The organism is Kitasatospora azatica KCTC 9699, assembly GCF_000744785.1.
GTDB classification, from domain to species: Bacteria; Actinomycetota; Actinomycetes; order Streptomycetales; family Streptomycetaceae; genus Kitasatospora; species Kitasatospora azatica.
Genome location: NZ_JQMO01000002.1, coordinates 830414 through 849401, shown reverse-complemented (window position 1 = coordinate 849401; position 18988 = coordinate 830414). Strand labels below are relative to the sequence as shown.

The 18988-nt window shown below is 68.7% G+C and carries 13 protein-coding genes; 6 read left to right on the top strand and 7 right to left on the bottom strand.

What is annotated here, in order from left to right; genetic code table 11:
• Positions 1–249: 249 nt before the first annotated feature.
• Positions 250–1494 (bottom strand): PP2C family protein-serine/threonine phosphatase, encoded by a 1245-nt coding sequence (locus tag BR98_RS04040; protein WP_035840125.1) that lies wholly within the window; start codon positions 1492–1494, stop codon positions 250–252.
• Between the two features lie 362 nt (positions 1495–1856).
• Here BR98_RS04040 and BR98_RS04035 point away from each other — a divergent pair, with 362 nt between their 5' ends.
• On the top strand, positions 1857–2102 hold the full coding sequence (locus BR98_RS04035; RefSeq protein ID WP_035840123.1) for a hypothetical protein: 246 nt from the start codon (positions 1857–1859) through the stop codon (positions 2100–2102).
• 23 nt (positions 2103–2125) lie between these two features.
• On the opposite strand, the gene BR98_RS38955 is transcribed toward BR98_RS04035, so the two are convergent.
• The 4 genes from BR98_RS38955 to BR98_RS04020 all read right to left on the bottom strand — a co-directional run bounded on the left by BR98_RS38955 (position 2126) and on the right by BR98_RS04020 (position 4733).
• Positions 2126–2302: a nitronate monooxygenase gene (locus BR98_RS38955; RefSeq protein ID WP_157537379.1), complete on the bottom strand. Its 177-nt coding sequence runs from the start codon at positions 2300–2302 to the stop codon at positions 2126–2128.
• A gap of 22 nt (positions 2303–2324) precedes the next feature.
• The gene (locus tag BR98_RS04030; RefSeq protein ID WP_035840120.1) at positions 2325–2582 is read right to left on the bottom strand and encodes an alpha/beta fold hydrolase; all 258 of its coding nucleotides are present in this window, start codon (positions 2580–2582) and stop codon (positions 2325–2327) included.
• A gap of 148 nt (positions 2583–2730) precedes the next feature.
• Complete coding sequence (locus BR98_RS04025; protein WP_035840117.1) at positions 2731–4341, bottom strand: solute symporter family protein; 1611 nt, start codon at positions 4339–4341, stop codon at positions 2731–2733.
• Complete coding sequence (locus BR98_RS04020; protein ID WP_035842839.1) at positions 4338–4733, bottom strand: DUF485 domain-containing protein; 396 nt, start codon at positions 4731–4733, stop codon at positions 4338–4340. The genes BR98_RS04025 and BR98_RS04020 overlap by 4 nt, the downstream gene beginning before the upstream one ends.
• 517 nt (positions 4734–5250) lie before the next feature.
• On the opposite strand from BR98_RS04020, the gene BR98_RS04015 reads away from it, so the two are divergent.
• From BR98_RS04015 to BR98_RS04005, 3 genes are read left to right on the top strand one after another with little or no spacing between them, the layout of a single operon-like run.
• A complete protein-coding gene (locus BR98_RS04015) occupies positions 5251–7893 on the top strand; it encodes a nitrate- and nitrite sensing domain-containing protein (protein ID WP_051969283.1) in 2643 nt (880 codons plus the stop codon).
• Positions 7890–8324, top strand: a complete 435-nt coding sequence (locus tag BR98_RS04010) for a roadblock/LC7 domain-containing protein (RefSeq protein WP_035840115.1) — start codon at positions 7890–7892, stop codon at positions 8322–8324. Before BR98_RS04015 ends, BR98_RS04010 begins: the two co-directional genes overlap by 4 nt.
• A gap of 15 nt (positions 8325–8339) precedes the next feature.
• A complete protein-coding gene (locus tag BR98_RS04005) occupies positions 8340–8927 on the top strand; it encodes a DUF742 domain-containing protein (RefSeq protein ID WP_051969282.1) in 588 nt (195 codons plus the stop codon).
• A 307-nt stretch (positions 8928–9234) separates the two neighbouring features.
• Here BR98_RS04005 and BR98_RS04000 read toward each other — a convergent pair whose 3' ends face one another.
• Together BR98_RS04000 and BR98_RS03995 are read right to left on the bottom strand one after the other, a co-directional pair.
• A complete protein-coding gene (locus BR98_RS04000) occupies positions 9235–11694 on the bottom strand; it encodes an RICIN domain-containing protein (RefSeq protein WP_035840113.1) in 2460 nt (819 codons plus the stop codon).
• Between the two features lie 44 nt (positions 11695–11738).
• Positions 11739–13175 carry an RICIN domain-containing protein gene (locus BR98_RS03995; protein WP_035840112.1) on the bottom strand — a complete coding sequence of 479 codons (1437 nt, stop codon included), beginning with the start codon at positions 13173–13175 and terminating at the stop codon, positions 11739–11741.
• A gap of 486 nt (positions 13176–13661) precedes the next feature.
• Between BR98_RS03995 and BR98_RS03990 the strand changes: the two genes are divergently transcribed.
• A complete protein-coding gene (locus tag BR98_RS03990) occupies positions 13662–15962 on the top strand; it encodes an alpha-L-fucosidase (protein WP_232247231.1) in 2301 nt (766 codons plus the stop codon).
• Positions 15963–16057: 95 nt separating this feature from the next.
• Positions 16058–18946: a glycosyl hydrolase family 95 catalytic domain-containing protein gene (locus tag BR98_RS03985; RefSeq protein WP_035840110.1), complete on the top strand. Its 2889-nt coding sequence runs from the start codon at positions 16058–16060 to the stop codon at positions 18944–18946.
• Positions 18947–18988 lie beyond the last annotated feature (42 nt).

Here is an 18988-nt window from a genome sequence, read left to right as displayed (position 1 = left end):
TTACGCGGCCCTCGCCCCTCCTTGCCGCCGTAGCCCTCACCATCGGCCATCTGACACGCTCAGCACGCACCGGTGTTCCACGCCTCGGTGCGAGCCCCGCTCCGCGTCGCGGGGGCGCGGTCACCTGATGGATCGCGGACACGGTCTCGATGCTCGGCGTCGGCGTCGGCGCCGCGACTCGGCCGATCGGCAACGGGAATCGCGAGGTCGTCCCCGGTTGGGCTGCGGTTGGGAGCTGCAGCCGGCCGTCTACAGTTCCGCGTCGGCGAGGTGCTCGGTGGTGCCGCCGCGCCACTCGACCAAGAAGAGACTCGCGTCATCGCTGGTGGTCCCGCCCCTCTCGCGCATCAGGGCGTGGGAGAGGCCGCGCACCATCTGCTGCACGGCTCCACTGGTCGGCCCGACGCGCTCGATGGTGGCGATCAGGCGTTCCTCACCGAACTGCTCGCCGCCGGTCTGGTGTTCCTCGACGAGGCCGTCGGTGTAGAAGAGCACCCGGTCACCGCGCCGGAGTTGCCGGGTGCTGATCTGCGGTGTGTCACCGCCGAAGCCGACCGGCAGGGTTCCGGGGCTGTCCAAGGTCTGGATGACCTGGTGGTCGCGGATCAGCAGCGGCGCCGGGTGGCCGGCGTTGACCCATTGCAGATGGCCCGTTCCGACGTCCAGGCGCATCATCTGCGCCGTGACGAACTGGTCGGGGCCGAACTGCTCGTCGATTGCGGCATCCATGAACGCGTACAGTTCGTCGAGCCCGACATCGGCGCGCCTGGCATGCCGGTAGGCGCCCACCGCAACAGTTGCCAGTACGGCGGCGTTCAAGCCGTGACCCATCGCGTCGATCATGGCCAGGTGCAGGATGTCGTCGTTGAGGGCGTAGTCCAGGCTGTCGCCGGCGACGTTGTAGGCGGGCTCCAGGATTCCGGCGACCGCGACCTGCGGGGTGTTCATCGACAGCGGCGGCAGCAGCGACCACTGGATCTCCGCCGCCACACTCATCGGCTCGCGGCGCCGCGCCTGGAAGAACCGGTCCGTGTAGCCGTTCTTGGTGACCAGCATGTCGGCGACCAGACCGGCGAGACGTCGCAGCAGTCGGCGGTCGTCGTCATCGACGCGGTCGAGGGTGACAGCCAAGACCCCGACCTCGTCGCTGCCGTCCAGGAGCGGGAGGAACATCCGAACGCCGTCAGCCTGAGAATGCTCGGCGGGGGTCGCGTTGAGGAAGACCGTGCCGGCCCGAGAACCGTCGATGGACACCGGATCTTCAACGGTGAGTCCTTTGCCCGGGAGCGGCACCAGCAGGAGTTGGCCGTAGTCCTGCAGGAGGATCGAGACGTCCCGGCCACCGATCGCGCGGACCTCTTCCGCCACCAGTGGAGCGATCAGCTGGGGCGGCATCTCGTGAGCCCGGTCCAGCAGATGCCCCAGCAGCCGCTCACCGAACCCTTCCGACCGGTCCACCGCAGCCTCGCTCTTCTCCCAGGCGAATTCCGCCATGGATACTCGGTCCCCGCAGCGGCCTGCCTACCCCGCCGGCGTCCATGGCTTTGCGACCACGTAGATCCGCGAGCGCTCAGTGGGGTTCTCGCTGTCTCAGGATCGCACCGGCTCTCAACCCGCGATACCCGGGTCAGGATGGATCTTGTCGCTGCGAGGTCCGGGTCCTGTGCCGGCTCCTGGCCGCGAATCCCCGAGGGTGGGCGAGGTGTACCCACGGGGGCCTTTGCAGCCGACCAGTAGTGAGGGGCTGTCCGGCGCGACGAATGCCGAGCCGGTCTGCTGCTCATCACGGGCACCAGCTCGCCGCGCGGCGGAACCGCGTGAGGTGGTCCGAGCGGCTCGGGGAATACCGTGGAGGCATGTCCGTATACGTCAAACTTGCGTCGGAAGCCCGGTCGCCTGCGGAGCCGTCAAGCGGGCCGCTGGACATGCAGTACGAAGACAAGCCCGTGAGTGTCACCTACGAGTACGACGTGCATCCGAGCGGGGCCTTGCGAATCCTGCGCGTCTCGGAGAACGGTCCCCATGTCGTCGAGGGGTTCTTCGGGCCAGGGGCGTGGCTTCAGGTCGCGGGCACGTACCGCCGAAGCGGCTCCGAATACTGAGGTGGCCGCCAGAGGGGCGGCGCCTATGGTCGGTGATCCGATCCGGGGGCGAGCTGGTGCGCGCCGAAGGAGCCGGGCCCGCCGGAATCGGACACTGCGGCCGCGAGCCGGACCGTGGACAGCCCGCCCCCGAACGGGCCCTGCACGATCGGGTAGTCGATGTCTTGCAGGTCCTCAAGGCGGTGATTGTTCCTGACCATGGGTCTCTCCCTGTGTGAGTGTTCAGACCGCACTGTTTGCAGGCCCGCCCGAGGTGAGCCGTCGCGTCCGGCACCCGGCACTGCCGTAGAGCACGAGGGTGGCGTCGGGCAGCCGCTGCGACATCGCGTAGCTGAGGTAGGCGTGGGCCATGACGTCGTGGGCGCCGCCCGCGACCAGCACGGGGAGCGTGAGATCCGGCAACCGGTCCCAGTCCCCGTCCGGGCCGCCACTCCAGGCCCGGATCGCGGCGAACTGCGCCTCGACGCCGTCGGCGTCCACGGCCGTTCGGGAGCGCTCCAGCCGTGCTCGTTGGCTGCACGCTCGCGGTTTGCCACGTTTGCGAAGTGGATCGGTATTGTTCCCGGCCGGCCGCCGATCGCGAGCGCGTTGAGGAGGTTGGTGTACGCGACCTCGATGTTCGGCGTCCTCACTTTGTCCGGCCCCTCTCCACCTCGGCGCCAATCCCAGTCAGTGCCCTGACCTCCATCTCCGCCTGCAGCTCCCGGTCGGCGGGGTGCCGGCTGAAGACGGTGCCGAGGTAACCGAGCAGGAAGGAGAGCGGGATCGAGACGATGCCGGGGTTGGTGAGCGGGAACCAGTGGAAGTCCACGCCCTTGATGATCGACGTGGGCGTGCCCGAGATGGCCGGTGAGAAAACGATCAGCACCAGGCAGGACACCAGGCCGCCGTAGATGCTCCACAGCGTGCCGCTGGTGTTGAAGCGCCTCCAGTACAGCGTGTACAGCATGGTGGGCAGGTTGGCGGAGGCGGCCAGCGCCAGCGCCAGCGACACCAGGAAGGCCACGTTCTGACCGTTGGCCACGATGCCGCCGATGATGGCCAGGAAGCCGACCGCGAGCGCGGTCATTCGGGCGACCCGCAGCTCGGAGCCTGGCTCGGCCTGTCCCTTGCGGATCACGTTCGCGTAGACATCGTGAGCGAACGAGGCCGAGGCGGCCAGTGTGAGACCGGCGACCACCGCGAGGATCGTGGCAAAGGCAACCGCGGAGACGATGCCCAGCAGCAGCGGGCCGCCGATCCGGGAGGCGAGCAGCGGTGCGGCGGAATTCTCAGCACCGGGGGCCGAAAGGATCGTCTGCGGACCGACCAGGGCCGTGGCGGCGTACCCGACCACGAGGATGCCCAGGTAGAAGATGAACATCGTCCACGAGCACCACACCACCGATCTGCGCGCCTCCTTGGCGTCCGGCACGGTGTAGAAACGCATCAGCACGTGCGGCAGGCTGGAAATGCCGAGCACCAGGGACAGCGCCAGGGAAACGAAGTCGAGTTCGCTCAGGGCGTTCTTGCCGTACCAACCGCCCGGCGCCAGCAGGTTTTCGCCCAGTGGGCTGTTCCGCGCTGCGTGCTCGAGCAGGCTCGAGAAGCTGAAGCCGAACTTGCCGAGGATGAAGACGCTGATGAAGGTCACGCAGGTCAGCAGCAGACAGGCCTTGATGATCTGCACCCAGGTGGTGCCCTTCATCCCACCCACCAGGACGTAGAAGACCATGATCAGGCCGACCGTGCTGATGACCAGGGCCTGGCCGCCCTTGGTCTGCACGCCGAGCAGCAGCGAGATCAGACCTCCGGCGCCCGCCATCTGGGCGAGCATGTAGAAGAGCGTGATCACCAGGGTCGAGTTGGCCGCTGCGGCCCGCACCGGGCGTTGCTTCATCCGGAAGGCCATCACGTCGCCCATGGTGAAACGGCCGGTGTTGCGCAGCCCCTCACTGATGAGCAGGAGGGCGACCAGCCAGGCGACCAGCCAGCCGACGGAGTAGAGGAAGCCGTCGTAGCCGTGTACGGCGATGGCTCCGGAGATGCCGAGGAAGGAGGCCGCGGAGAGGAAGTCGCCGGACAGCGCGATGCCGTTCTGCACGCCGCTGAAGGCGCTTCCGGCGGCATAGTAGTCGGACGCCGTCGAGCTGCTGCTGGCCCGGTAGACCACGAACAGCGTGAGGAGGACGAAAGCCCCGAAGACCACCAGGTTGATGGTCGGGTTTCCGGTCCTGTCGAGCGCCAGCTGCACTGTCATCGCCTGTCGATTCCCGCCAGCTCGTGGATCCGGTCGACCTGCGGATCGAGTTTCTTCGCGGCGAAGTGTCGGTACGTCAGCACGATGGTGATCGTCGACACGAACTGCAGCAGGCCGAACACGGTGCCGACGTTGATCTCGCCGGACACCTTCTGCTTCATGAATTCGTGATCGTACGCCGAGAGCAATGCGAAGACCATGTACCAGCAGAAGAAGAGCGCGCTCACCGGAAACACGAAAAGCCGCAACCGCCGCCGCAGTCGGGCGAATTCGGGGCTCTGCTGGATGGCCGGGAAGTCGGGTTCGACATCCTCGTCGTACTCGTCACCAAAAGCGTGCACGGCGGTGCGCTCTGACGGGGCGGAAGAAGGAGGCCGCATCGGTCTCGTCATGATCCGGTCCACGGGTGTTCAGGCAGGAGCACTGTGTGGTCCACCTGCGGCGAATGGGGTGAGGGAAGTGACCTGCAACCCCTGGGTGCGGGGGGGCAAGTGTAGCGGGACATCGAAGGGCGTCAACGCTTCGGGGACCGTCGTGCCTGGTCAACTCCTTGATCGAGGAGGCTCGTACATTGTTAAGGCAGCGGGGATGCCCTAAGATCCCGACCATCGAGCGAGCACGGATGTCCGCGAAACGTCACCCGGGACAGCGTTGATACCTCGGCTCAAGAGGGAGGCGGAAGTCCGCTGAAGTCTTCGTGGACATGTCGGGTTCGGCCCACCTGTTCGCTTGCATTACCGTTGCTGCCCGGCGCCTGGCGAGGATTCCGTGCGGTCTCACGTGGAGTCAGAACTCGGCCCAGGTCAGCGCAGTGTCGGCATCCGGCGTGCCTCGCAGGAGAAATCCCAGGAGAAACGGCACAGTGATATATCCCTGTGAGCGGTCCGCTCCCGCCGCGGAGCGTGTCGCGTGACCCCCGCCAGACATGCGGCCCGGCGCACCAACCAGCTGGTGCAGTGGTGGATGGCCCTGGCCCAGTGGCGCAACTGGCGGCTGCCGGTGAAGCTGGCCGTCGTCCTGCTGGTGCCCGCGACACTCGCCGTCGGTCTCGGTGTCGACCAGGTCCAGCGCCAGATCGCGCTCGCTGATTCGTACACCCGGGTCGAGCAGCTGGTCGCCCTGCGCGGCGGGCTGACCTCGCTGATCGGAACGCTGCAGGCCGAGCGGGCCCTCGCTGCCGCGCAGTTGGGCAGCGGACGGGTCGACGCCACCGCACTGCGGCAGCAGACCACCAAGGTCGACGCCGCTGAGGCGGCCCTGACCGCCGCCACCCGGTCCGCCTCACTCACCGACGCCTCCTCGGTCCGCTACGCGGACGCGGTCAAGCTGCTGGGCGGACTGGCCCCGCTGCGCGGGCAGGTGACCTCCGACGGCCTCGCGGAGGCCGCCGCCGTGAACGACTACGGTGTGATCATCAATGGCCTGCTGGACCTGGACCAAGCGCTGGCCGGCCAGTTCGGCGCGTCCGGGCTCGGCGGACCGGCGACCGCCCTCTACGACCTGCAGGTGGCCCAGGAGCAGATCCGCCTCCAGCAGGTGCTCCTCCTCGCCGGGTACCGGCACGGCCTGCAGGACGCCCGGTCGCGGGACATGCTGCGCGACTCCGAGACCCGATTGCAGGATCGGATCGCCGACTTCCGGATCGCGGCTTCCCCCGCCGAACTGCGCACCTACCAGCAGGCGGTCGACAGTGCCGCCGCCACCGCGCGCAGGAACCTGGTGGAGTCGGCGACAGCCCAGCCGCAGCTGCCGCTTCCGCTCTCCGCCGACGCCTGGAACCAGACCTCCGACGCCACCGCCGCCCTCGTCCAGAACGCGATCACCGGACTCACCGCCGAACTGCGAACCACCGCCGCTCAGTTGCAGGACCGGACCAGCAACGGCTCCGGCGAGGAGTCCGTGCTGCTGCTCGCCGTGCTGCTGCTGGCCACCGCCATCGGTCTGGTGATCGGCCGGCACCTGCTGCGCTCGCTGGCAGTCCTGCGGCTGACCGCGCTCGACGTAGCCGCGAACCGGCTGCCGGCGGCCATCGCCAGCCTGCGCGAGGGCCAGGTCACGGAGGCGACGATCGGCGACGTGGCGGTCCACACCACGGAGGAGTTGGGGCAGCTCGCCCGGGCGTTCGACGCGGTACACAGCCAGGCCGTGCGCCTGGCGGCGGAGCAGGCCAAACTCCGCAGCGACCTGAAGAGCACCCTGGTCAACGTCTCCCGGCGCAGCCAGGGTCTGGTGGACCGGCAGCTCAGTCTGATGGAGCAGTTGGAGCGGCACGAGGAGGACCCGGACCAGTTGGCCAGCCTCTTCAGGCTCGACCACCTGGCCACCCGGATGCGGCGCAACAACGAGAACTTGATGATCCTCGCGGGCGGTGCCCTGGTGCGGGCCGCCAGCCAGAGCATGCCGCTGGGCGATGTCCTGCGCGCCGCGGTCTCCGAGATCGAGCATTACCAGCGCGTGACGCTGCGGCCGGCGCCCTCCGCCGACCTGATCGGTTACGCCGCCAGGGACCTCGCGCGGCTGCTCGCTGAACTCCTGGACAATGCCACCGCGTTCTCCCCTCCGGACGCCCAGGTGGTGGTCGTCAGCAGCCAGGGCCTCGACGGCGCACTGCGGATCGATGTCTGCGACCGGGGGATCGGGATGAGCCCGGCCGAACTGGCCGGGGCCAACGAGCGTGCGGCCGACGGCACTTCCGTCGAGGTGCCCGCCTCGCGGCAGATGGGCCTGTTCGTCATCGGCCGCCTGGCGGATCGCCATGGCTTCGCGGTCGAGCTGAGCACGGATCCGGGCATCCAAGGGCTTCGAGCGTCCGTGCTGGTGCCGGCCGCTCTGGTCCGGACAGACCGTGCCGCTCAGCCGGAGCGCGAGCGCCCGCGGCCCGCGCCGCTGGCCGTCCGGCGGGTACCCGGGATCACGGCCAAGCCCATGGCGGCCGCCGTCGGGTCCACCGCCGCCGGTCTGCCGCGCCGGGTCCGAGGTCCGGCCGAGCCGGCGGCGGTCGACGGCGCGTTGGTGGACTCCCGCTCCACCGGGCCGCTCCACCTCGTGGTGCCCCGGTCCGGCGCCGCCGCACCGGGTCAGCCCGCCCCGGGCGGCGACAGTGCGCCGGGGAGGATCCACAGCGGCTCGTCCGGCGAACCGCCGACCCGCCCGGACACCGCCCGTTCACCGTGGTTCGCCCCGGTCGACTCGGGCCCGGCAGCGGAGTTCGGCACCGTGGCCGCACTGCGCCGGCCGGCCCGGCCCACACGGCCGGCGCCCGCACCGGCCCGCGCCCAGGACGGCGATGACCCGGCGGGGAGCTGGTTCTCGGCTCCACCCCGTGGTGAGCGGGTGGCGACCGGCACCCCAGCCCCCGGGTCGGACGACCGCACCGGGGCCGGACTGCCCAAACGGGTGGCACGCCCGCGTCCCGCCCCCGAACGGGCCGAGGCCCGTGCCGCCGGAGGAGAGCAGCCCACCAGGCGGGCCGCCGACCGCGCCGCCACGTTCCTCAGCAGCTACCAGGCGGGCATCCGCCAGGCCCATTCCGACGAGCAGGAGAACTCATGACCGCAGACCAGCGCCAGGGGCCGAGCCAGTTCGGCTGGCTGGTCGGCAACTTCGCCGAGCGCGTCCCCCACGTCGCCCACGCCGTGGTGGTCTCGGCCGACGGTCTGCTGCTCACCAGCTCGCGGCGGCTGCCCGCCGACTGTGCCGAACAGCTCGCCAGCATCGCCGCCGGGGCCATCGGCCTGATCCAGGGCGCCGCCTGGTGCCTCAACACCGGCGAGGTGCAGCGCACCGTGGTGCAGATGGAGCACGGGAACCTGCTGCTCATGTCGATCAGGGACGGCTCCAGCCTGGTCGTGCTCGCCGCGCCGGACTGCGAGATCGGCCAGGTCGCCTATGAGATGGCCGTACTCGTCGGCCAAGTGGGAGAGTTGCTGACTCCGGAGCTGCGCGCCGAGCTGCAGGGTCTGCAGCAGGCCGTGGCCCGCTAGCCCGACGAGGAGACCATGAGCACCGGTCAGGACCCTTCCGGGCGCGGCCCGCGGAGAAAGCAGCGGGCGCAGGACGACACGTTCGCCGACGTGCTCAACGGGTTCAGCTTCGGCAGCGGACGACGCGGCCGCAAGTCTGCCGACCCTGCTCCCAGCGAGGCTCCGCAGGCCGCTCCGCGGGCCGTCTGGGAGCCGCCCGCATCCCAGGGGCCGCCGGGCCACCGGACGACCACCTGGCAGCCGCAGCCCGAGGAGGTGCAGAGCGCCGCTTCGTCCGTCCGCGCCTACGCCTGGACGGGCGGCCGCACCCGGTCGCAGCACCACTTCGAGATCGAGACCCTGGTGACCACCAGCGATCTCGGGCACCACGCGGGCACCGTCACCCATCCCGACCACCGCACGGTGCTGGCCCTGTGCGAGCAGCCACGGTCGGTCGCCGAAGTGGCCGCCCTGCTGTCCGTCCCGTGGGGCGTGGCCAAGGTGCTGCTGGGCGACATGGCCGGCCGAGGCCTGATCGTGGTGCACCGCACGGCAGCCATGGACGGCGACCTCCTGGACACCAACGTGGTGGAGCGGGTCCTGGCGGGCTTGCGTCGGCTGTAGGCCGCTTTTCCACTCCTGTCGGGCTCGGAAAGTCATCGCTGCAGGTCGGGGTGGTAGAACGGGCTCGGCTGGGACCATGTCCGCGTGATCGTCGGCATGCGGTGCGGACGCCAGAGTGACGCCGGGCACGATGACGGCGAGCGCCGCCACGATCGCGAGCGCCCAGAAGCGCCGTGGGAGGGGGGGAGCGAGAGCCGGGAGCGCCCGGGCATGTGCCGTTGAGTGTTGCGCAGTGGGGGAGGTTCGCCCCACTGCGCAACAACGACCAAGATGCTACTGAGTTGACACGTCGTTCACCGGACGCCGGTCAGCTGACCCTGACCAGCTGCCACTGCTGGTTGGTGCCGCCGTTGGTGATCCATTGGTCGACGGCCGCTCCATTGGTGGTGGAGTTCCCCGACACTTCGAGCAGGTAGCCGTTCGAGCGGGACTCGATGGTGTAGTTGCCGTTGTCCGACGGGGCGATCACCCATTGCTGGTTGGCGCCGCCGTTGGACGTCCACAGGTCCAGCTGGGTGCCGGGCCAGGTGGTGACGTTGGGGATGTCCAGCGCCTTGCCGCTGCCGACCCCGGTGATGGTGTAGTACCCGGCGCTGTTCAGGGCCAGCTTCCACTGCTGGTTGGTGGCGCCGGTGGCGGGCCACTGGTCGATCAGGGTGCCGTCACTGGTCCCGGCCCCTGCGGCGTCCAGGAGTTCACTGCTGTGTACGTTGACGATCTTGTAGGTGCCGGTGAGGTCGGGCACGGTGCCCGGGGTGATGGACAGGTTGGCGTACTGGACGGGGTAGTAGCCGGCGGTGCCGAGGCCGATCTGGCCGCCTTGGTACGTGCTGTCGGTGACCGTGGCGACCGTGGTGCCGTCGATCCTGGCGGTGATCGTGGTGCCCTGGAAGGACAGGGCCAGGTTGTGCCAGGTCTTCGTGCCGGGCGCGGTCACCGTACCGCTGGCCAGGGTGGTCCAGGTCCAGGCGGTGTCCGTCTTCAGCAGCGACCAGGCACCGGTGTCCGACAGCCGCAAGTGATAGGCGTTCAGCCCGTTGTTGTTCTTGGCCTGGGTGCCGACGCGTCCCAGGATCTCGGCGGCGCTGCCGCTGTTCTCCAGCAGCACGTCGGAGCTGACCGTGTAGTTGCTCCAGCCCGCATCACCCATGGTGGTGTACGGCTGGTTGCCCGACTCGTCGGTCCAGCGGATCGGCTGGACGGGCGCCATCTGGCGCAGGCACTCGCCGCTGCGGCCACCGCCGCAAGGTGCCGCCTGGAAGGCTCCGTTCATCGAGGAGAAGTACTTCGCCTCCTGGCCCGCGCTGTAGCCGGCGAACGAGTCGGAGTACGGCAGCGCCAGCCGGGTGCGCTGCGGAGGCGTGGTGGTGCCCGCGCCCTGACCGGTGGTGGTGGTCACCGTGTAGACGTGGCCGGGGGCGAGGGTGAGGGTGTAGCTGCCGCCGCCGGCGGTCAGGTCGGCGTTCTGCACCATGCGCGGGGTGGCCTTGCCGGGCTGCGACAGGTCGGTGGACCACACGTGCAGGTTGCCGCTGGGCAGGCCACCGGCGACATTGAGGGTGACGGTCTGGGAGGCCGTGGCGTCCATCGTCTCGAAGACGGTGCTCCAGGCGCTCTTGTCGGGCGCGGCGTAGCTGACGTAGCTGCCGTTGGAGCGTGAGCCGCCGAGGTAGCCGGTGGCGGTGTCCAGGTACTTCCAGCCCGGCGAGGTGAACTGAGTCGTCTGGGCGATGACCGGGGTGGTACGGCCCACGCTGTAGTTGCCGGACCAGGGCTGGTTGGCGGTGATCAGGCCGTCGTCGTGGAAGGCGAGGTTCTGGTACAGGGACGCGACGATGGGCCAGTTGATGAAGGCGGTCAGCTTGGCGTCGATGTAGCCGCGGTTGATGGCACGGGCGACCGGGGCCGCGCCGGTCTCGGCGTCCTGCGAGCCGTTCTCACTGGCCCAGATCGGCTTGCCGAGCGATTGGGCATCGGAAGTGGAGGAACAACTCGTCATCGCCGACAGGTAGGTGCAGGGGTAGTGGGAACCGGCGATGTCCACGGCGTTGTTCAGGTTGCTGTCGTTCTTCATGCCGGTGGCCACGGACCAGCCGAAGTTGTCGCCGCCGACCAGCTTGGTCGAGGTGAAGCCGTTCGAGTTCAGGGCGGACTTCAGGCTCTCGTACCAGGAGGCGTTGTAGTTCTTCTCGTTCCAGCCGCCGATGTAGTCGATGGTCAGACCGTGCTGCTTGGCGCAGCCGAGCCAGGACATCAGGTAGTTGGTCATGTCCTGGGAGTAGAAGCTGCCGCCGCCGATCCAGCCGGGGGCGCCCCAGGACAGGCCGTAGAACTTGATGCCCGGGTTGCGGGCCTTGGCCTGCTCCATCAGCCACCACTCGTAGCCCGCGTTGCAGTCGACGGTGCCTTTGGTGTGCTCGATGCTCGCCTCGGCGCCGTCGGTGGAATTGGTGTCGCCACCGATCTCCACCTTGAGGATCTGCAGGTCTGCTCCGTAACCGGGCTTGAACAGGTGGTCGAGGATTTCATTGCGCTGGGTTGTCGGGTAGTCGTACAGCAAACGGGTGTTGCCACCTCCGCCGCTGATCGCCCCGATACCGTCGAAGGTGCGTCCGCCGCTGGTGCCGTCCACGGTGACCGCGGTGTTGGTGGCGGCGTACGCGGGGGACGGAACTCCGCTGCTGAGCAGGGCGAGGGCGAGGAGCAGAGCGGCCAGGGGCGCTGTCCATCTGATGTGTATGTCGGGCAGACGCAGAACGGTCCGCATGGTGTCCTCCTGTGGGTGGGTGGGTGTGCGGGGCGCGTGGGCGGTCAGGCGGTGCGCTGCTGGAACTGCTGGTTGTTGCCGGTGCCGCAGGTCCACTGGATGAGGCGGGTGCCGTTGGCGGTGGACGCGTCCTTCACGTCCAGGCACTTGCCGCTGTGCCGGGCGACGAGGTGGAAGTAGCCGTTGCCCTGATCCTGCAGCAGCCACTGCTGGTTGGTGCCGCCGCCGCAGTGGTACTGGTTCACGTAGGCGCCGTCCGCGGTCGAGGCGCCCGAGACGTCCAGGCACTTGCCGCTGTGCTCGGCGACAACCTGGACGTAGCCGCCGCCGGCGTCGGTGAGCCGCCACTGCTGGTTGAGGCCGCCGCCGCAGTCCCACTGCAGGACGACCGCGCTGTCGGCGGCGGAGTTGTCCGAGACGTCGAGGCATCTGCCGCTGTGCCGGGCGACGAAGTCGTAGTACGGGCCGCCGCCCACGCCGGTGACGGTTCCGGCGGCCGTGTCGACGGCGAGCTGCGGGTACCACGGCAGGTCCATGGTCGTGTTGGTGGGGAAGGCCAGCGGCAGCCAGACGTACTGGGAGTCGCTGACCGTGCCGCCGATGGAGTTGCCCCAGCGGTCGCCCATGTACAGGTACGAGGTGCCCGTGGTGCCCTGGAGGGGGAGGACGAAGGCGGTCTGGGAGCCGTAGGCCGTGTCGTTGCCGACGTCCGTCATGGCCGTCCACGGGCCGGCGAGGCTGGTGGCGGTGGCGTACCTCTGCTGGTTGGGCTTCCAGCCGCTGTTGGCGGAGGTGAGCATGAAGTAGACGCTGCCCCGCTTGAAGAGTGCCGGAGCCTCACGGAAGGTGCCGGGCCAGGGGTTGGCGACCAGGCTGTCGACGCCGGTGTAGTCGGAGGTCAGCTTGAAGATGTCGAGGTCGGCGTTCTGGTTGGCGGAGGAGGCCAGGTAGGCGGTGCCGTCGCCGTCCTGGTACAGGGTCAGGTCACGCGAGGTAATGCCCAGCGGCCGGAAGCTGCCCAGGTACGTGTAAGTGCCGTCGACCGTGTCCGAGACCGCTACGGCGACCCTGGCCTGGGAGTAGTCGGTGGCCAACTCCTTGTGCATCCACATGACGTACTTGCCGGTGGCGCTGTTGTAGATGACCTTCGGCCGCTCGATGTTGGCGGAGGCGAGCTCGGCAGCGCTGCCCTGCGTGAGGACGTTGTTGCGGAACTCCCATGTCTTCAGGTCGGTCGACCGGTAGACCGAGACGTACTTGAACGAGTTGTCGGGGTTCCGGTTCTCGCCGAACCAGTAGTAGGACGAGCCGACCTTGATGACGCCGCCGCCGTGGGCGTGGACCACGGCTCCGGTGGTGTCGGTGAACTGGGTCGCGTTGGTCACCGTGGCGGGGGCGGCCTGTGCGGGCGCACCGGCGGGCAGGAGCGCGAGCAGGCCCATGAGCACGGCCGAAATGATCAAGCGGGCACGACGGAGCATGGGGGTTCCTCGTGGAAAGCCGGCGGGGTGGGCCGGCGTTGGGTGCGGCTCTTCGCAGGTGGGCGGCTACCACCTGAGGATCTTGGAAACTGTCGGAAGATGTTCGTTTCTGGGGGAGCACCGTAGGGCGCGACGGAGGCCCCGTCAATGCTTTCAGCATTTTTGATCTTGAACCCATGGTCCCAGCGCCTGCCCGGATTCATCCCATGTCGGCCCCGGCGCCGTCAGGGCCCGGTCGGCCTCCATGGCAGCTTTGCCGGAAAAATACGCACGAGTCTGGACAGGGGCAACGCGGATGGTCGTTAATACATCCAATGTCTCCAGGCTGAAGCAGGACGAGGTCTGGATACTCATGGGCCCCGGAGCCATCGGCTGAGCCGCACTGCCTCTGACGAGAAGTCGCCGACTCCGGGGAAAGCTTTCAACGTTCGAACAGGAGACACCACGGTGCCGGAATCCATCTCACGCAGATCGGTTCTCGTTGGCATGGCTGCCGCAACGGTGGCCGCAGCGGTCGGCTCCATCGCGGTGGGGACACCCGCGTACGCCGCGACGGCCGCCACCCCGCTGCCGCTTCCGCCCTTGCGCATCCCGAAGTCCGACATGGGCCTCGAGCAGCAGCCCGATTCCAAGATCCAGTGGCTGCAGGACGCCAAGCTGGGCATGTTCATCCACTGGGGCGTCTACTCGGGCCCGGCCAAGGGCGAGTGGTGGATGCACAACGCCCCGATCACGCCGACCGACTACCGCAAGTACGTCACCGACGCCACCAGTGACCAGTTCACCGCAGACGCCTTTGACCCGGCGGCCTGGGCGCAGTTGGCCAAGGACTTCGGAGCGAAGTACGTGACGCTGACCACGCGTCACCACGACGGTTTCGCGCTGTGGCCGCTGAACCACCCCAACAGCTGGAACGCCGGCCAGGCGTTCGGCCGTGACTTCGTGAAGGACTACGTCGCGGCGGTGCGGGCGGCGGGGCTGCGGGTCGGCCTCTACTACTCGCCGATCGACTGGCGCTACCCCGGCTACTACGACGTGACCGGCACCAACTGCGCCACCAACCCGTGGAACTACACCACCGACCCCGCGCACAAGGAGAACGCGCGGATCCTGAAGACCGAGGTGTACGAGTCCGTCAAGGAGCTGGTCACCCAGTACGGCGTGATCGACGACCTGTGGTGGGACGGCGGCTGGGTCGCCGAAAAGGGCACTGACGCGGACGGCGCGTTCTTCTGGGAGCCCGGCCAGTACCGGGACACCGCCAACCAGTGGCCGGTGGACGCCGTCTACGGCGAGACCGACGCCAGCGGGAAGCCGCTGGGCCTGATGGGCATGGTGCGCAAGCACCAGCCCGACATCGTCGCCACCTCGCGCTCCGGCTGGATGGGCGACTACGCCAGCGAGGAGGGCGGCTCGGTGCCCACCGGGGCGATCCGCACCGGCAAGCTCGTCGAGAAGGTCTTCACCGTCGGCGGCACCTGGGGCTACAACTCCACCGCCACCGTGATGAGCTACGGCACCACGATGAACATCCTGGTCAACTGCTGGGTGCGGAACATGACCGCGATGGTCAACGTCGGCCCGGACCGGCACGGCACCGTCTCCGCCCCCCAGGCGAACCTGCTGCGCCAGATCGGTACCTTCATGTCCGCCTGCGGCCAGTCGATCTACGGGACCCGCGGCGGTCCGTGGAACCCGGTCGACGGCCAGTACGGCTTCACGTACAAGGACAACACCTTCTACGTCCACCTGCTGCCCGGCTACAGCGGCACCTCCTTCACCACCCCGTCGATCGGGGACGCCCAGGTCACGCGCGTGTTCGACGTACGCTCCGGCAACAACCTCTCCTTCACCGTCGGCGCCGACGGCCGGGTCGCCATCAGCGGTATCGACCGCACCACGCACCCCCAGGACAGCGTCGTCGGCGTCACGCTCGACCGCAGCGTGCAGCCCGCCGACATCGCCGCCGGCAAGACCGCCTCCGCCGACAGCGAGGAGTCGTCCAAGGGCAACACCGCGGCGAGCGCGGTCGACGGGGCCACCGCCACCCGCTGGAGCGCGAACGACGGCAGCACCGGTCACTGGCTCAAGGTCGACCTCGGCTCGGCCCGCTCGCTGACGGGCGCCCGCATCGCCTGGGAGCTGGACCAGACCAACTACCGTTACAAGATCGAGGGTTCCACCGACAACAGCACCTGGACCACCCTCGTCGACAACTCCGCCACCACCAGCACCAGCCAGGTGCAGACCCTCGCGTTCCTGGCGCAGGCACGGTACCTGCGCGTCACCGTCACCGGACTGCCGTCCGGTGTCTGGGCCTCCATCCGCAACCTGGAGGTCTACGACCGGCCGTTCTCCGGCAGTTCGAGCACCTACAAGCTGGTCAACCGCAAGAGCGGCAAGGTGCTGGACGTCGCCAACGCCTCCACCACCGACGGCAGCCCCGTCATCCAGTGGCCCTGGACCGGCGGCACCAACCAGCAGTGGAACCTCGCGCCGAACACCGACGGCTCCTACCGGCTGGTCAACGGCAGAAGCGGCAAGGTGCTGGAGAGCCCGGGCAGTTCCGCCCAGGGTGCGAACCTGGACCAGTGGACCGACAACGGCGCCGACAACCAGTGGTGGAAGCTCGTCCCGTCCACCACCAGCGGCTACTACCGGCTCGTCAACGTCCGCACCGGATGGTGCGCCGACGTGGCGAACGCCTCGACCGCCGACGGCGCCAACGTCATCCAGTGGCCCACGACCGGCGGTCCCAACCAGGACTGGCAGCTCGTCGCCCTCTGAGCCATCTCTCGGGGCCGGGCCGCCCGGCGGTCCGGCCCCTTCCCCGCGCCTGTGCCACGTCCTCCCCGCCCCTGCCACGCATTGGAGTCAGCGCCGTGGGACTCTACGATCAACCGCTCGACCGCAGACGGTTCCTGACCGCTGCGGCACTGACTGCCGGCGCCGTAGCACTGCCCGGTTTCTCCGCCGGCAGCGCGGCCGCCGCCCTGCCGCCCGAGGTCACTCTCCCCGACCGGGGCATCTACGACACCGCCACCGCGTCGGTGTGGACCGACGGTTTCGTGACCGGCAACGGTGAATACGGAGCCGTCTACCACGGTGCGCCGACGCTGGAGAAGGTCGTCTTCAACCATCATCGGTTCGTCCTTCCCAACGGCACCCGTGACACGGTGCCGCCGGTGATCTCGGACCGGCTGGCGTCCGTGCGGGACAAGGCGCTGGCCGGTGACTACTCCGGGGCGCAGACGGCTTTCGCCTCCGGCTGGAGCCTGCGGTGGACGCAGACCTTCCACCCGGGCTACGAGCTGCAGCTGAGCACTCCCGGCATGACCACGGTCAACGACTTCGCCCGGATCACCGACTTCCGCACCGGCGAGGTCACCCACACCTGGACCGACAGCTCCGGCACCTGGAAGCGCCACGTCTTCGTCTCACGCGCCGACAAGGTCATCGTCCACGAACTACTGCCCGCCACCGGCCGCACCATCGACACCACCCTCAGCGTCAACACCGCCCTGGACGGCGTCCCGACCAGCGTCTCCTTCTCCACCACCGCCACCGTCAGCAAAGGCGACGGCTACCTGAACCTGCGCGGCACGTATCCGTCGGGCGGCGCCCACGGCTACGAGGGCGTCACCCGGGTCGTCGTCACCGGCAGCGGCTCCTCCGTCACCGCCAACGGGCAGACACTCGTGGTCGCCAAGGCCGCCAAGGTGCTGCTGCTGACCAAACTCGGCCGCTACGAGAACTCCACCGACTGGAACGCCCAGCCTCTGCAGACCGCCCTCGCGGGTCTGACGACCGACTACGCCACCCTGCTGTCCCGTCACGCCCCGCTGCACCAGGCGATGTACGACCGCTCCAGCATCGACCTGAACGTCTCCGCCGCCGACCGGCAACTGTCCACCAGCGAGCTGATCACCCGTCAGAACGGCAACACCTCTGCCATCGACATCGCCCTGCTGGAGCGGATGTACGACTCCGGCCGGTACTTCTTCGTCAGCTCCAGCGGTGTCCTGCCGCCGCGCCTGACCGGCCTCTGGACCGGCACCTGGAACGGCTCCTGGGCAGACGACCTCACCACCGACGCGAACGTCAACTTCCAGGTCGCGGGCGGCAACATCCTCGACCTCACCGACGCCATGCAGGGCTACTTCGACCTCGTCCTCGGCCAGCTCGGCGACTGGAGAACCAACGCCGCCAACATCTACGGAACACGCGGCTTCCTCGCCCCCATCCGCACCGACGGCGAAGACGGCCACATGCTCCACTTCGACGCAGGCTTCCCGGGACAGACCTGGATCGGCGGCGCGGACTGGCTGCTGTACCCGCTGCTGGAGTACTACCAGGTCACCGGTGACAGCGGGTTCTACCGCAGCAAGCTGGCCCCCGCCCTGATGGAACTGGCCCTGTTCTACGAAGACTTCCTCACCCGCACCGACTCCAGTGGCAAAGTCGTCTTCGTGCCGTGCTTCTCCGTCGAGAACAAGCCGGGCAACACCAACCAGTACCTCTCGATCAACGCCACCGGGGAGATCGCCGCAGGCCGCCACGCCCTCCAGGCGGCGATCGACGCCGCGGACACCCTGGGCGTCGAGCAGGGCAGCGGCCAGGGTGTGGCGCGCTGGACGGCTCTGCTGGCAAAGCTGCCCGACTACCGTGTCAACAGCGACGGGGCACTGGCTGAATGGGCCTGGCCCAGCCTGAGCGACCACTACAACAACAACCACGCCCAGCACATGTATGGCGCCTGGCCGCTGCACGAGATCAACCCCGAGGACGAACCCGACCTCGTTCTCCGTGCCCGCAGGGCCCTGGACCTGCGCGGCGACGAGACACAGGCGGCCCACGGCGCCATTCACCGGACCTTCGCCCGCGCCCGCCTCAAGGACGGCCCTGGCGTCTACGCGAACATCAGGAAGATCCTCGGCAACAACATGGTCTTCAAGTCCCTGATGACCTCCCACAACCCCAACCTGACCATTTACAACGCGGACGCCGCCAACGCCCTGCCCGCGATGCTCGCCGAGTCCCTGATCCTCAGCCGGCCCGGCATCCTCGAGCTGCTGCCCGCCCTGCCCGACCAGCTCGCCAAGGGCACCATCAAGGGCGTACGGGGCCGCAACCGCATCCGCGTGGAGAGCCTTGCCTGGGACACCGCGGCCGGCACTGCCACGGCCGTCCTCACCTCGGACATCACCCAGGACATCACCCTTGTCTGCCGGCGTGGCATCACCTCGGTGACCACCACGGCGACCGTCGCCTCTTCCTCCCTCGGCAACCACGCACGAGTCGTCTCCCTCACAGCCGGCACCAGGACGACCGTCGCCGTCGGCCTGCTGACGGGCACATACCGCCTGGTCAACCACAGAAGCGGCACCGTGCTCGACATCGCGAACGCCTCCACCGCCGACGGCGCCTCCGCCATCATCTGGCCCTGGAAGGGCGGCACCAACCAGCAGTGGCGGTTCCTGCCCAACCACGACGGTTCCTTCCGCCTGGCATGCGTCAAGAGCGGCAAGCTCCTCGAAGGCCCGGGTGGGTCGACCACACAGGGCCAGGCACTCGACCAGTGGACGGACACCACCGGAGCACACCAGTGGTGGAAGCTGGTCCCCGCCACGAGCGGCTACTACCGTCTCGTCAACGTCAAGAGCGGGATGTGCGTGGATGCCGAGAACGGCTCCACCGCCGACGGCACGCGGCTCATCCAGTGGTCCCCCACCGGGGGCAGCAACCAGGAATGGCAGATCGTCCCGCTGTGAGCCACCCATGCCGCGGACATCGGCCCCTGCCGGCCCCGGATG

Bases quoted from the DNA above. Each gene is read 5' to 3' on its own strand.
- BR98_RS04040 (WP_035840125.1), bottom strand. From the start codon at position 1,494: ATGGCGGAATTCGCCTGGGAGAAGAGCGAGGCTGCGGTGGACCGGTCG.
- BR98_RS04035 (WP_035840123.1), top strand. From the start codon at position 1,857: ATGTCCGTATACGTCAAACTTGCGTCGGAAGCCCGGTCGCCTGCGGAG.
- BR98_RS38955 (WP_157537379.1), bottom strand. From the start codon at position 2,302: ATGGTCAGGAACAATCACCGCCTTGAGGACCTGCAAGACATCGACTAC.
- BR98_RS04025 (WP_035840117.1), bottom strand. From the start codon at position 4,341: ATGACAGTGCAGCTGGCGCTCGACAGGACCGGAAACCCGACCATCAAC.
- BR98_RS04020 (WP_035842839.1), bottom strand. From the start codon at position 4,733: ATGACGAGACCGATGCGGCCTCCTTCTTCCGCCCCGTCAGAGCGCACC.
- BR98_RS04010 (WP_035840115.1), top strand. From the start codon at position 7,890: ATGACCGCAGACCAGCGCCAGGGGCCGAGCCAGTTCGGCTGGCTGGTC.
- BR98_RS04005 (WP_051969282.1), top strand. From the start codon at position 8,340: ATGAGCACCGGTCAGGACCCTTCCGGGCGCGGCCCGCGGAGAAAGCAG.
- BR98_RS04000 (WP_035840113.1), bottom strand. From the start codon at position 11,694: ATGCGGACCGTTCTGCGTCTGCCCGACATACACATCAGATGGACAGCG.
- BR98_RS03995 (WP_035840112.1), bottom strand. From the start codon at position 13,175: ATGCTCCGTCGTGCCCGCTTGATCATTTCGGCCGTGCTCATGGGCCTG.
- BR98_RS03990 (WP_232247231.1), top strand. From the start codon at position 13,662: ATGGCTGCCGCAACGGTGGCCGCAGCGGTCGGCTCCATCGCGGTGGGG.